Genomic DNA, 12767 nt, shown 5'->3' with positions numbered 1-12767 from the left:
GCATGAAATGCAGCGCCGCGACGCGAAGCGCGGGCTGGCGTCGCTGTGCATCGGCGGCGGCATGGGCGTGGCGCTCGCGCTCGAACGCGGCTGATTCGTTTTTCGGGGCAGTAAGCGGTTTGCCGCGCGCGCAAGCGGCGGCGGACCGTCAGCAGCAACCACGCGCAATATTAGAAGCTGACTAGAAGCCGCGCGGTCTCTGTCTTGTCTTCACCTTGGTGGAGAGACGAAGCAGGGCGACGATGCATGTGGCGCTTGCTCGCGCAAGCGCCATGCTTTATTGACGTAAACCTCTCGCGGATATACAGGATGACTAATCGTATTGCATTGGTAACGGGCGGTATGGGCGGCCTTGGCGAGGCCATCAGTGTCAAGCTTCACGACGCGGGCTATCGTGTCGTCGTGACGTACTCGCCCGATAACGCGGGGGCCGAAGACTGGCTGGCCCGTATGAAAGAGACGGACCGGGAGTTTCATGCGTACGGCATGGACGTGGCCGATTACGAGTCCTGCCAGCGCGGCGCGGCGAAGATCCAGAGCGAGATCGGACCCGTGGACATTCTCGTGAACAACGCGGGTATCACGCGCGACATGACGTTCAGGAAACTCGACAAGGTGAACTGGGACGCCGTGCTGCGCACCAATCTCGACTCCATCTTCAATATCTCCAAGCCGCTGTGCGACGGCATGGTCGAGCGCTCGTGGGGCCGCATCATCAATATCTCGTCGGTGAACGGCTCGAAGGGCTCGGTTGGGCAGACCAACTACGCGGCCGCGAAGGCCGGCATGCACGGCTTCACGAAGTCGCTCGCACTGGAAGTGGCTCGCAAGGGGGTGACCGTGAACACCATCTCGCCGGGCTATCTCGCCACGAAAATGGTGACCGCCATTCCGCAGGACATCCTCGATTCGAAGATCCTGCCGCAGATTCCCATGGGGCGCCTCGGCAATCCGTGCGAAGTCGCGGCGCTCGTGTTGTTCCTCTGTTCGGACGAAGCAGGCTTCGTGACGGGGGCGAACATTCCCATCAACGGCGGGCAGCACATGCAGTGACACGATGTCGCGCCTGATGTCAGGCGACTTTGGTCTGGCGATGCGCGACGCATGAGGCAGCGGCAATTCGTACCGACCGCCGCAGGCGCAGGCAACGAGCAAAACGAGCCTGCGTTTGCGGCGGTTTTGCATTGTGCTGCGGAGATTTCCGGAAAGCTTTCAAAGAAAGCCCTCTGGCGTTTCGAACTCCGAATCGTCCATGACGATTTCCACTGAGCAATCTCCCTGAATCGCGGGCGGCGTTTCGCGCGCGGCGAAGCGCTCGCGCACCCGCTCGCGAATGCGCTGCTGGATCATGCGCCGGCGGGCCGTGTCCAGCCGCGCGTAGCGCTCGAGTTGCGCGCGCGCGAAACGCAGCGTAACGGCGCAGCGCGCGTCGAGCGAAGTGTCGCGGTGCGACTCCACGACCCACGAGAGCTGGATGATTACCGTCTCGCCCTCGTCGATGAGACTGACGGCCGGCCGCTTGGGCGATTCGAAGATGTCGGCGACAGCGAGCTGGATTTCCTCGATCCGCTGATCGAAATCGAAGGTGTTCATGGTCCCTCCCACGCACATGCAGGTTGATGCCGTTGCGGTGCGCAACGCGCGTACCGCAGGCGTCCCGCGCCGCGCTGGGCGAATCGGGCACGAGCGATGCGGGGCTTCCGGTACGTGCCCAATCGAGGGAGGAAGCCATGTCTATGATCGTAGCGAGCCGCTTCACGACGCTACATGAAGCGGAAGTGGCCGTCGACAAGCTGCATGCGAGCGGTTTCGCCGGTGAGGATGTCGCCTCGTTCTTCGTGAATCCGAGCGGCCAGCACGCGCGTTTTCCCGTAGGCGGCGACGAGTTCGTCGACCCTGGTTCGCGCGGCTCGTCGGCAGGCGCGGCAGCCGGAGCGGCGGGCGGCGCCGTGGTTGGTCTCGTGCTCGGCGTGCTGTTCTCGTATATCGTTTTCCGCTCGCTACTGGTGCTGGCGGTGGCGGCCGGCGTGGGCGCCTATCTGGGCACGCTCGCGGGCGCGCTATGGCAGACGAGGGGCGGCGGCAAGGCGGGTCGGCCCGACGCCGGCCATGAGCCGGACGGCACCCCACGGCAGCGCGAGTCCGGCGTGCTGGTGGCCGTGCACGTGAGCCCCGGCACGCAGCACGCCGCCGCGCAGGTGCTGGGCGCAGCGGGAGGAGTCGAGATCGAGCGTGCGGATGGCCGGTGGCAACAGGGCCATTGGGCCGACTTCGATCCGACCCGCACCGTCGAGCCACTGCGCGAATGAGCGAATGAGCAGCGGTCCCTGTACCGGCAAGGAGGCAATGATGAAGCAACACGAATCGCCGGACGAAGACGGCATGAACGTCAAGCGTCCGCAGCACGAAGGGAGCGAGCCGCTCGCGCGGCGCCATCCGCAGGCGCCGCGCTCGGTGGGGCGACAGGGCCACAGCGACCGCGAAAGCGGCATCGAGGACACGGACCGCTGGGGCGGCGATGCATACCAGGAGCGCACCAAAGACGACAGCGGCGCGAGCCCCGACTCGCGCGAGGGGCGGCGCTAGCTTGCGCCATTGGCCCGCGCGGCGGGCTACTTCGGCGAAACGTCGATATCGCCAAAGTATTTGTGCGCGAGCGACGTAACCGTGCCATCGGCTTCGAGCTTCGCGATGGCCGTGTTCAGACGCTCGCGCAAAGCGTTGTCGCCTTTGCGGATGCCGAAAGCCACGCCGCCGCCGAGAATCCTGTCGTCGCGCACCGCTTCGCCCACGAACGCGAAGCCGTTTCCTTCGGGATGCGAAAGAAAGCCTTTTTGGCCCGCGGGCGCGAGAACGAGCGTGGCGTCAAGGCGGCCCGCGCCGAGGTCGGCGTAGATCTGGTTCTGGTCCTGGTAGGGGACGACGACTACGCCGGCCGGTTCCCAGTGCGCCTTCGCATAGGTTTCCTGGATCGACGACTGCAGCACGCCCACGCGCTTGCCCTTGAGCGACGTGGCCGTGGCCACGAGCCCGCTGTCGCTGCGCGCGATGAGACGGCTCGGCACGCGATAGATCACGGTGGTGAAGTCAATGGCTTCGCGCCGCTTCTCGGTGGCGTTCATCGCCGAGTTGATGGCGTCGAACTTGCGGCCCTGGAGCGCGGGGATCAGACCGTCGAACGACGTTTCGACCCACTTGCAGGTCAGGTGCGCCCGAGCGCATACGGCGTTGCCGATGTCGATGTCGAAACCTTGCAGCGTGCCGTCCGGGGCCTTGGTTTCGAAAGGCGGATACTGGGCTTCGACGCCGAAGCGCAACAGGTTCGCGTCCGCGAATGCGCAAACCGGACCGAGCGCGCCGCATACGCATGCCAGCGCGAGGAGCGCGTTGAGTCGCTTCATAGGGATCTCCTTTCCGTGTGATTGCTTGTGTTTCGAGCGCGTTGTTTTCAGATCGCGCAAAGGCGGCGCGCGCCTTCCAGCAATGTTTCGTCATCCTTGGCAAAGCTCAGGCGGATGACGCCTTCGTCGGTGCCGTCGGTGTAGAACGCCGAAAGCGGGATCGTCGCCACGCGCGCGTCGCGAATCAGGCGCAGCACGAAATCGCTGTCGCGCTCGTCCGAGAATGAGCGAAAGCGCGCGAGCATGAAGAAGCTCCCCTCGCTCGGGAGCAGTTCGAAACGCGATGCCGCTAGCGCGCGGGCAAGCAGATCGCGCTTGCGCTGGTAGAACGCCGAAAGGCCCAGATAGCTCTGCGGATCGGCGAGCGCCTGTGCAAAGGCGTATTGCATGGGCGTGTCGGCGGAAAACGTCATGAACTGATGGACTTTGCGAACTTCGTCCATCAGCACGGCGGGCGCGAGGCAGTAGCCCACGCGCCAGCCCGTCACGTGGTACGACTTGCCGAACGACGAAACGATCACGCTGCGTCCGGCAAGGTCGGGGTAGCGCGCGAGGCTGCGGTGCGGCGCGCCGTCGAATACCACGTGCTCGTAGACTTCGTCGGAGAGGATCACGATGTCGGTGCTGCGCGTGAGCGCCGTGAGGCGCGCAATGTCATTCTCACCGAAGATCGTGGCCGTCGGGTTATGCGGCGTATTCACGATGATCATGCGCGTTCTCGGCGTGACCGCCGCGCTCACGGCGTCCCAGTCCACGCGGAAATCCGGCTGCGCGAGCTTGATCGCCAGGGGTTTCGCGCCCTGCAGGCGCACGATGGGCGCGTAGCTGTCGAACGACGGTTCGAAATAGATCACCTCGTCGCCGGGATGCACGAGCGCGCTGATCGTGGAGTACAGGCCCTCGCTCGCACTCGCGAGCACCGTCACTTCGCTCGACGGGTCGTAGCGCGCGCCATGGAGCGTTTCGAACTTCGCGGCGATGGCTTCGCGCAGCACGCCGAGGCCGGCCATCGGCGCGTACTGGTTGTGGCCCGCGCGCATGGCGGCGGCCACGTCTTCGACGAGTTTCGCGCTCGGGTCGAAGTTCGGGGCGCCTTGCGAGAGGTTCAGCGCCTGATGCGCGGCGGCAAGCTTGCCGATCATGGTGAAAATCGTCGTGCCCACGTCGGGCAGCTTCGAGCGGACCTGGGCGGCGCTCTGCATGGTCGGTCTCCGTTCGGGCGGCGCGGGGCCGCGAGGCTTGCGGGCGCGAGGTCGCCGTGTGATCGGGCCTCGCGCAGAGCGCCCCATTACGCCGAAAGCGCGAACGGCTTGCAATCGATTAATTCTCATGCCGGTCATGCGCTGCCCTCATGGCGCGCTATGGCTTCGTGCGATCGTGCTCGATCCACGCGCTGAACAATTGCACTTTCTTCTGCCGGGCCACACATGCGGGGTAGACGAAATAGTAGCGAGAGCCTGTGGGCACCGCGAGGTCGAAGGGCATGACGAGACGCCGCGCTTCGACATCCTCGCGCACGAGCGTGCGGTCGGTGATGGCGACGCCGAAGCCCTGCATGGCCGCCGTGGCCGCGAGGTCCAGCGACTCGAACGTGGGGCCGACGTTGGCGTCGACGTTCGTTGCGCCCGCGTGGGCGAGCCACAGCCGCCAGTCGGCGTGGTCGCGCGTGGGGTGCAGCAGGGTTTGATGCGCGAGGTCGTCGGCCTTGACGAGCGGGCGGCGCGAGAGCACGTCGGGTGTGCAGACGGGCGTGAGGTACTCGTCGAAGAGCGGCACGGCGTGTACGTCCGTGCCCGGCGACGATCCGTAGATGATCGCGGCGTCGAACGGCTCCGCCTGGAAGTCGGCTTCGTGGCCCCATGTGGTCGTGATCTGGATTTGCAGATCGGGATGCTCGTTCTGGAAGCGCATGATGCGCGGCAGCATCCAGCGCATCACGCAGGTCGGCACCTTGAGCGCCAGCTCGGTGCGCTGGCGCGTGAGACGTTGCGAAGCCTCCTCGATGCGCCCGAAACCGTCGTGCACGGCCGGCAACAGTTGCTCGCCTTCGGCGGTCAGCGTGAGGCCCTTCGGCGAACGGCGAAAAAGCGGCAGGCCGTAGAACTGTTCCAGCGCGAGGATTTGCCGGCTCACGGCGCCCTGTGTCAGGCAAAGATGCTCGGCCGCACGCGTAAAGCTGCCATAGCGGGCAACCGTTTCGAAAATCTGCAGGGCGTTGAGCGGGGGAAGGCGTCTCATGGGAGGCGTTGGACAAGCGGGCGAGTGCGGCGGCGATCGAGCCGCTATGATACGACGGGCGCTGACCAATGCCTGGCCCCGCCGCTCGCGGTGTATTCGGGATGCGTCCAGAGTGCGGTGCCCGGCACGGGCCGTTGCGTGTTCATCGAACTGGAGCGTTTGGGGGCGCCGCGCCATTTCCGCCGCTGCGGAAAAATTTTCGTCCTACCCCTTTCGTATCGCTTCGTCTTGCCGTTAACCCGTATGCCTCGACGCGGGCGCAAGCGCAATCACAAGAGCAAGACGAACAGACAGTGGCAACGAGAATGATCGAAGGGGCGGCCGTCGGGGCCGACACAGCGGGTCAGGCGCCCTGCGCCGCCAGTATGCGGGCCCAGGCCGAAGCGCCCGCGCTCGCCGACACGCACGCGGCGCGGCCGGTTGCGAGCGCAAGCCGCCCGGCAGCCGTGCGTGCGCTCGTCGGGTTGCGCGCCCGCAAGCGTGAACTGGTTCTGCTGGCGGTCGCGGCGGGTTGCGTCATCGCGTTTGCGTGGTGGCTGGACGCGCAGTTGCAGCCCGCGCTCGTTGCGCGCGAGCGCAACGAGCAAGCCGCCGAGGACTTGCGCGAGCGCGTTGCGCCCTGCCTGCCCGACGCTGCGCGCAGTCACACGTCCTGGTGCGGCGCGATCACGATTCCGCCGCCGCCTGTCCGGCCCGTCACGCCGCTTCCGCTGGTCGCGGGTGCGCCCGCGGCTTTTTGCACGGCCAACGGCAGTCCGTCGTGCTGATGGTTTTTCCTTCGCGCTTGTCTGCCGGCTAGCGTCGGTCCGGGAAATGTCTCGGCAGGTGGCGCGACACGTATGACCGAGGCTGGCGGACCTGGCACGCTCGCTCAAGTCGATCGACAGTGTGCGTGGGCCGTTTCCGTTAAATGGATCGGCGTGCAGGCCGGGTGCGGGAGCGTCGTGCCGACTTTCACGCTCGCGGTGCCGCGTAGGGAATCGCACTCAAGGTATTTAGTAAGCCGAATCAATATTCGCGGCGCTGGCCATCGGTGCTTTACAATGAATCGCGGGATGATATAAATAAAAAATACATCTCAAGTCCGCCAACGTCCGGCGCCGGGTACGTTCCATGCTAAAGGGGCCCCACCATGCCGCTTTCTCGCCGTCGTTTCATGATCCTTGCCGCCTCCGTTGCATCGACGGCGGTCCTGTCCAACGAATCGCGCGCCGACGTGCCGGTGCTCTCGGAGAGCGACCCGACCGCGCTGGCGCTCGGCTACAAGGCCGATGCGGGCAAAGTCGACAAGGCCAGATTTCCGCGTTACCAGGCGGGGCAAACCTGCGCGAATTGCCAGCTTTTTCAGGGCAAGCCCGGTGTGCCTAATGGCCCGTGTCCGACCTACGGCGGCAAACTGGTCGACGCCAAAGGCTGGTGCAATGCCTATGTGAAGAAGGCTTGATGTCTTCCTCTCACGGTTTGCGCCCGAACGCTTCACGCAGCTTTCCCTTAGCCTTCGCGAGTGTCTCGCGGCGTGTTTTCGGCAGGTTTTTGCCTGCGCGATTGATATAGAAGTTCAGCATCGACATAGCCGACTGAAACGGCGTGCCCTTGCGCCGGCGGCTGCGCAGCGACGACTCCTTGAGGGACCGGGCAATGGCCTCCGCGCTGCCGGACTTGAATACGCCCGATTCAATGTCCATGGCGTCGCTCGTCTCGTTGACATGCTTGGACCATCGACTGGTAGCGCCATTTGCGCTGCTTTTCGTGTGACGTTTTGCGACGCTCGCGTGCGCGTGACGCTGGCGTGCGGGGCGGCCACCCTTGCGCCGGGTGGACGGATGCTGGCTCGTGCTCATTATTTCTCCTGCCGATGATTCCCTCGACGAAGCCAATGATGCGCAAATGCAATGCCGTCGGGCTTGATCCGCAGCACCCGGCACGCGACGTGCGTCCGGTTCGGTGCGTGCGCACGAGGCTTGACGGGAAGGCCGGCGCAGGCGCAGAACCGGCAAGGGAAGGAGTCGATCATGAAGTCAATTCCACGCTACGAGGTCAATGTTTGCGGCGGCGATTTCCGGCACGTCTGCGAGTGCTTTCGCGAATGGAAGAACGAAACGCTCATTTACCGTAGGGACCAGAAGATGTTCGAGGGCCGGGACGAGGTGCGTCCGCTGGACAAACGAGAGTATGACAACACGGAACAGGCGCGCAAGGCGCTGCAAAACGCCTGTAGCCCGCAAGATCCCTACGCGCTGGCTGCTGAAGTGAGCAATGGTGAGCGCGACATGTGGATCGTCATGGCGGCGTACCGGGAATAGCGGCGGAATACGCTCGTCGAAGCGGGTAGAAAAATTACAAGCATCGCATGCGGAATTGCAATTGCCGCACAAGAGGGCAGGATCAGGTGAAAAGCACTGCGAAGCAAGGGGCGTCGCACTATGGCTTCTCGCGTCTCTGCGCGGGTGGGGTCGTGTCCGGCTGTGCAGCGTGCAAACGCGCGAACGAGAACGCACATCCCGATCCAGCGAGCAGCCAGGTGATGAGCAATAGCGCGGGTGAGAGCGGAACGCCCGGCCGGGGCGATGCGGCGAAGCGCGCCCGCGCCGCCGGCCAGCGAACGCGAACAGCCGCCAGTGCAGTCGACGCCCGGTTCGCCACTGGCGCCGGCCAGTGGCGCGAATGGCGCGAATGGCGCGAGGCAGCGATAACGGCGCACACGAACCGATCAAGGAGCGGAGCATGGGTCTTTCAACGCAAAACCCCCGGCCGGACGAGGCCGATGAAAGCAGCGACGAACTCACCGCCGGCAATCCAGCCGCGACCGTGAACCCGGCGCGCGGAGCGCCGGGCAGTTTCGATCAACCCGAGTTGCGGCCCGAATTCATGCCGCGGGAGGGCGGACCGCATCCGGAACAGACGGCGGAAGTCCCGCTGGGGCACCATGGGCGAGCGGAGCCGCCAGGCTCATTCGGACACAACAGTGCGCCGGTGAAGAGAAAGCCCGGTTAGACAAACGCTGTTACCTCATGGCGTGCCGCGAGACCGCTCCGGGCGATTGCCCGCGCGTGGCGGCCAGGAAACTCAGCGTCCTGCAAGCATCCGCCCGCCGAGCGCGATCAGTACGACGCCGACTGCCGAGTCGAGCGCAGCCTTGCGGCGGATGAGGAATTGGCGCACGGCGGGATGCGAGGCGAGCAGGGCCATCGTGCAATACCACAGGCAAGAGATGGCGATTGCGATGACGACGACGGCGGCCTCGAGCCATCGCGGCGCGGCGGCGGGCACCATCAGCGCGAAGATGCTGCCATAGAAGGCAATGGCCTTGGGATTCGTCATGCTGACGAAATAGCCTTTTTTCGCGGCGGCCCACCCCGAGGCGCCCGTTTGCGCCGAGACCTTCAAAGGCTGGCGCGCAGTAAGCAGCATTTTCGCGCCGAGCCAGATCAGATAGCCTGCGCCCGCAATGCGCAGAACAGTGCCGATCCAGGCTATGTGCGAGACGATCAGGCTCAGTCCCGCCATGGCGATCCACGCCCAGGTGCCGGACGCGGCGGCGAGGCCGAGGCCGGTTGCGAGGCCCGCACGCCGCGACGCCACCGCCGTGGAGGTGACGATGACGAAGTTCGGCCCAGGGCTGGCGACGCTCAGCAGCAGGACGCCCGAAAGCGCGAGCAGGACATTGAAATAGTTCACGATGGCAGGTTCCGCGGCAGGATGAATGCGCTGTCGGTCGACGCGATGTTTGGCGCCTCATGATACTCCGGCGCCTCGCCCGGGACGCCGATTGCGTTTGCGCAGTCTCCACGAGCGCTTGAGGCACACTGCCAGTGCGCGCAATCGCGCCGGTGCGTACCGCGCCGAGCGGGAAGGAATGCCGATTGCGATACGGCAAAGCCTCCATGAACCCCTCGCAGCCATGCATCACGAAAGAGTCGACCCGCCCAGGAAAGCGCCGGGAGAAGGGGCACGCCAGCAAGGCGGCGGCTCCGGCCAGGGCGCGCTCGTGCTCGGTTCGCTCGGTGTGGTGTTCGGCGATATCGGCACGAGCCCGATCTATGCGCTGCGCGAGGCCGCGCTCACGTCGCATTCCATGGCCGAGGCCGTGGTGATGGGGGTGCTCTCGATGATCCTTTGGGCGGTGCTCGTCGTCGTGGTGCTCAAATACGCGTGCTTCGTCATGCGGGCCGACAACGAGGGCGAGGGCGGCATCGTCGCGCTCACGGCGCTCGTGCGCGCGGGATTCGCGCATGCGGGACGCTCCGCGCCGCGCCTGTTGCTGCTCGCGGGCCTGGTTGGCGCGGCGATGTTCTACGGCGATTCGATGATTACGCCGGCCATCTCCGTGCTCTCGGCGGTGGAGGGGCTCAAGGAAATCAATCCGGCGCTCGGCGGCGCGGTGTTGCCGGTTTCGCTGGGAATCCTCGTGGCGCTCTCCCTGTTCCAGGCGCGCGGCACCGCCGTGGTCGGACGCACCTTCGGGCCCGTCATGGCGCTCTGGTTTTTGAGCCTCGGCGCAGTGGGTGTGTATCACATCGTGCTCTATCCCGCGATACTCGCTGCGGCGTCGCCGCTCTGGGCGTTACGGCTCGCGCTTGCGCAGCCGGCTCTCGCATTCGGCGTGCTCGCCGCCGTGATACTCGCGTTGACGGGCGCCGAGGCGCTCTACGCCGACATCGGTCATTTCGGCACGCGCGCCATTCGCATCGCCTTCTTTTGTGTCGTCCTGCCCGCAATCGTCGCGGGTTATTTCGGCCAGGCCGCCACCATTCTTTCCGACCCGGCCGGCGCGAACCAGCCGTTCTTTCGCTCGGTGCCGCATTGGGCGCTGATTCCGGCGGTCGGCATCGCCATGCTCGCCACCATCATCGCTTCTCAGGCCGTGATTTCCGGTGCGTTCTCGATGACGAGCCAGGCCATCGAACTCGGCTTCCTGCCACGCATGCGCACGATCGAAACCTCGCGTACGCGGCGCGGTCAGATTTATGTTCCGGCGGTGAACGCCGCGTTGCTCGTGGCGGTCGTGTTTCTCGTGCTGTTCTTTCGCACTTCGCAGCGGCTCACTTCGGCTTATGGCCTCGCGGTGGCGCTGACGATGACGACCACTTCGCTGCAGATGCTATCGGTATGCCGCGAAGTGTGGGGCTGGTCGCGTCTTGCCACTACGCTCACGTGCGTGCCGCTGCTGGTGGCGGACGGCATGCTGCTCGCGGCGAACCTGCCCAAGATTCCCATGGGCGGCTGGTTTCCGGTCTCTGTCGGCGCCTTGCTGTTCGTTACCATGAGCACCTGGAATCGCGGCAGGGAACTGGAAGCGCGCCATGCCGCGCAGGGCGAATCGCTAGCCGTCTTTCTGCGCGGCTTGTGGGAGGCCGACCTGCCGCCGCCGCGCGTGCCTGGCACGGCGGTCTATCCGGGCAACGTGCCGGGCATGACGCCAGCCGCGCTCAAGAGCAACGTGCGTCACAATCATGTCTTGCACGAGACCGTGATCGTGTTCTCGAACGTTTCGGAGTCCGCACCACAGGCGGACGAACGTTCTCGCATCGAAGCGCGCGATCTCGGCGAGGGTTGCTGGGAGATCGTCGCGCATCATGGCTTTGTCGAGCGGCCCAATCTGCCGCGCCTGCTGGACTCGTTGCAAGGCAGGCTCGGCAAATGGCGCTTCGACCCGGAGAAGACCACGTTCTACCTGCCGCGTGACGAGGTGCTGCGCCAGCATGCCCGGCAAGACGTGAGCCGCTGGCGTGCGCGGCTCTTCTCGTTCATGTCGTTTCACTCGACTTCGAGCGCCGAATATTACGGTCTCGCGCCCGAGCATGTCGTCGAACTGGGCGTGCAGCTGGCGCTTTGAGCAACGCGCTGGTGAGCGCGCTCAAGCCGTGCCCGCGGCCGCCGAAAGGGTCGAAATGATCTCCGCGTTGAAGGCGGGCAAGTCGTCGGGCTTGCGGCTCGTAATGAAATTGCCGTCGTGCACCATGGTCTCGTCAACCCACTTGCCGCCCGCGTTGCGGATGTCGTCCTGCAACGACGGCCAGCTCGTCATGGTATGCCCCTTGACAATGCCCGCAGACACCGGCAGCCATCCACCGTGGCAGATCACCGCGATGGGCTTGTGCGCGTCGTTGGCCGCGCGCACGAACGCCTGCGCCTCGGGAATCAGGCGGATGGCATCGCCGTTCACGACGCCACCGGGCAACACGACCGCATCGTAGTCGTCTGCTTTCGCGCTGCCGAAGGTGCGGTCCACCTTGATCTTGCTTCCTTTGTCGACATGACGAAAACCCTGAATTTCGCCGTCCTTCTGCGAAATGACGTCGACCTGCGCACCCGCTTCCCTCAGCGCGCGGCGCGGCTCGGTAAGTTCGGCTTCCTCGAAACCATCCATGGCAAGGATTGCGACCTTGCAGTTGTCGAGCATGTTGGCCATTGCGATTTCCTCCTCGTTAGAAACCTCGAAATGCCGGCGCTGAACGCGCCGGGCTTGCATGCATTGCTGTCGCAGCAAGGCGAATGCCGCGCCCGCCCGCAAAGCGCATGCGATGAACCGGCAGCGAAGCACCGCGCAGCCGGGTTCGCATCGAGGGAGGTATGGCGCTTGCGGACGAAGAGATGAGCGTGGCGCGCCACCGGTACGCCACGCAACAGTTCCATCCACCAACCTCAAGGAGAGCGAAATGAATGGACTCGTCAAACGATTGCTGGCTGGGGTCGTCATCGCAACGTGTTCCTCGCTTGCGCTGGCACAGGCGGGGGGCGGCGCGGCGGGCGGCGGCGCAGGCGGTGGGGCCGGCGGAGGTAGCGCGGGCGTAGGCGCGGGCGGCGGTACGGCCGGCGGGGCTGGCGGCATCAACGAGGCACGTCCGCCGGGCAGCACCGCGGGCACGCGCTACAACAACAGCGGTTACGGCGCACCGGGTACGACGGCTACGGGCGGGGGCCAGGGCACCGGTACGGGCGCCGCGCCTGCCCCGGCGCCGGGAACTCGTCAGGGCATGCCGTACAACAACGGCGACATGAACGACTCGACCACGTCGCCGAACGGCGGCATGCGAGGGAACCAGTAGAGTCGGCCGTTCCCGTAGCTAAAAAGACGGGGGGGCGACGCAGTGCGTGTCGTCCGCCCGTCTCGAGGTCGCCCCTCAT

General features: G+C 65.4%; 17 protein-coding genes. 10 read left to right on the top strand and 7 right to left on the bottom strand.

The window, feature by feature from the left end; genetic code table 11:
• On the top strand, window positions 1-94 hold a 94-nt coding region (locus BLU17_RS34265; RefSeq protein ID WP_143189273.1), incomplete at its 5' end, for a hypothetical protein.
• Between the two features lie 215 nt (window positions 95-309).
• Entirely contained in the window at window positions 310-1053 is a 744-nt protein-coding gene (gene phbB / locus BLU17_RS17745; protein ID WP_091998913.1) for an acetoacetyl-CoA reductase, read from the top strand.
• 159 nt (window positions 1054-1212) lie between these two features.
• On the opposite strand, the gene BLU17_RS17740 is transcribed toward phbB, so the two are convergent.
• Window positions 1213-1593 carry a DUF3022 domain-containing protein gene (locus tag BLU17_RS17740; RefSeq protein ID WP_091998910.1) on the bottom strand — a complete coding sequence of 127 codons (381 nt, stop codon included), beginning with the start codon at window positions 1591-1593 and terminating at the stop codon, window positions 1213-1215.
• A gap of 137 nt (window positions 1594-1730) precedes the next feature.
• Here BLU17_RS17740 and BLU17_RS17735 point away from each other — a divergent pair, with 137 nt between their 5' ends.
• The gene (locus BLU17_RS17735; protein WP_091998907.1) at window positions 1731-2309 is read left to right on the top strand and encodes a hypothetical protein; all 579 of its coding nucleotides are present in this window, start codon (window positions 1731-1733) and stop codon (window positions 2307-2309) included.
• Between the two features lie 40 nt (window positions 2310-2349).
• Window positions 2350-2586: a hypothetical protein gene (locus BLU17_RS17730; protein ID WP_091998904.1), complete on the top strand. Its 237-nt coding sequence runs from the start codon at window positions 2350-2352 to the stop codon at window positions 2584-2586.
• A gap of 26 nt (window positions 2587-2612) precedes the next feature.
• Here BLU17_RS17730 and BLU17_RS17725 read toward each other — a convergent pair whose 3' ends face one another.
• The 3 genes from BLU17_RS17725 to BLU17_RS17715 all read right to left on the bottom strand — a co-directional run bounded on the left by BLU17_RS17725 (window position 2613) and on the right by BLU17_RS17715 (window position 5639).
• Entirely contained in the window at window positions 2613-3401 is a 789-nt protein-coding gene (locus tag BLU17_RS17725; protein WP_091998902.1) for an ABC transporter substrate-binding protein, read from the bottom strand.
• Between the two features lie 47 nt (window positions 3402-3448).
• Window positions 3449-4603 (bottom strand): methionine aminotransferase, encoded by a 1155-nt coding sequence (locus BLU17_RS17720; RefSeq protein WP_091998899.1) that lies wholly within the window; start codon window positions 4601-4603, stop codon window positions 3449-3451.
• Between the two features lie 157 nt (window positions 4604-4760).
• Complete coding sequence (locus BLU17_RS17715; RefSeq protein ID WP_091998897.1) at window positions 4761-5639, bottom strand: LysR substrate-binding domain-containing protein; 879 nt, start codon at window positions 5637-5639, stop codon at window positions 4761-4763.
• A 293-nt stretch (window positions 5640-5932) separates the two neighbouring features.
• Here BLU17_RS17715 and BLU17_RS17710 point away from each other — a divergent pair, with 293 nt between their 5' ends.
• Together BLU17_RS17710 and BLU17_RS17705 are read left to right on the top strand one after the other, a co-directional pair.
• Window positions 5933-6406 carry a hypothetical protein gene (locus tag BLU17_RS17710; RefSeq protein ID WP_143189272.1) on the top strand — a complete coding sequence of 158 codons (474 nt, stop codon included), beginning with the start codon at window positions 5933-5935 and terminating at the stop codon, window positions 6404-6406.
• A gap of 365 nt (window positions 6407-6771) precedes the next feature.
• Window positions 6772-7083: a high-potential iron-sulfur protein gene (locus BLU17_RS17705; RefSeq protein ID WP_091998891.1), complete on the top strand. Its 312-nt coding sequence runs from the start codon at window positions 6772-6774 to the stop codon at window positions 7081-7083.
• Window positions 7084-7093: 10 nt separating this feature from the next.
• On the opposite strand, the gene BLU17_RS17700 is transcribed toward BLU17_RS17705, so the two are convergent.
• A complete protein-coding gene (locus BLU17_RS17700) occupies window positions 7094-7480 on the bottom strand; it encodes a DUF3175 domain-containing protein (protein ID WP_091998889.1) in 387 nt (128 codons plus the stop codon).
• Between the two features lie 171 nt (window positions 7481-7651).
• On the opposite strand from BLU17_RS17700, the gene BLU17_RS17695 reads away from it, so the two are divergent.
• On the top strand, window positions 7652-7942 hold the full coding sequence (locus tag BLU17_RS17695; RefSeq protein WP_091998961.1) for a hypothetical protein: 291 nt from the start codon (window positions 7652-7654) through the stop codon (window positions 7940-7942).
• A 421-nt stretch (window positions 7943-8363) separates the two neighbouring features.
• On the top strand, window positions 8364-8633 hold the full coding sequence (locus tag BLU17_RS32430; RefSeq protein WP_143189271.1) for a hypothetical protein: 270 nt from the start codon (window positions 8364-8366) through the stop codon (window positions 8631-8633).
• Between the two features lie 72 nt (window positions 8634-8705).
• On the opposite strand, the gene BLU17_RS17685 is transcribed toward BLU17_RS32430, so the two are convergent.
• Window positions 8706-9317, bottom strand: a complete 612-nt coding sequence (locus BLU17_RS17685) for a LysE family translocator (RefSeq protein WP_425434102.1) — start codon at window positions 9315-9317, stop codon at window positions 8706-8708.
• 223 nt (window positions 9318-9540) lie between these two features.
• Between BLU17_RS17685 and BLU17_RS17680 the strand changes: the two genes are divergently transcribed.
• Window positions 9541-11475: a potassium transporter Kup gene (locus BLU17_RS17680; protein ID WP_091998882.1), complete on the top strand. Its 1935-nt coding sequence runs from the start codon at window positions 9541-9543 to the stop codon at window positions 11473-11475.
• A 21-nt stretch (window positions 11476-11496) separates the two neighbouring features.
• On the opposite strand, the gene BLU17_RS17675 is transcribed toward BLU17_RS17680, so the two are convergent.
• Window positions 11497-12051, bottom strand: coding sequence for a type 1 glutamine amidotransferase domain-containing protein (locus BLU17_RS17675; protein WP_091998879.1), 555 nt, complete (start codon window positions 12049-12051; stop codon window positions 11497-11499).
• A gap of 247 nt (window positions 12052-12298) precedes the next feature.
• On the opposite strand from BLU17_RS17675, the gene BLU17_RS17670 reads away from it, so the two are divergent.
• Window positions 12299-12688: a hypothetical protein gene (locus tag BLU17_RS17670; RefSeq protein ID WP_091998876.1), complete on the top strand. Its 390-nt coding sequence runs from the start codon at window positions 12299-12301 to the stop codon at window positions 12686-12688.
• Window positions 12689-12767 lie beyond the last annotated feature (79 nt).

Origin of the sequence: Paraburkholderia lycopersici (genome assembly GCF_900096975.1) — a bacterium.
In the GTDB taxonomy this organism is placed as follows: Bacteria; Pseudomonadota; Gammaproteobacteria; order Burkholderiales; family Burkholderiaceae; genus Paraburkholderia; species Paraburkholderia lycopersici.
This window is presented reverse-complemented; position numbering and strand designations above follow the sequence as displayed.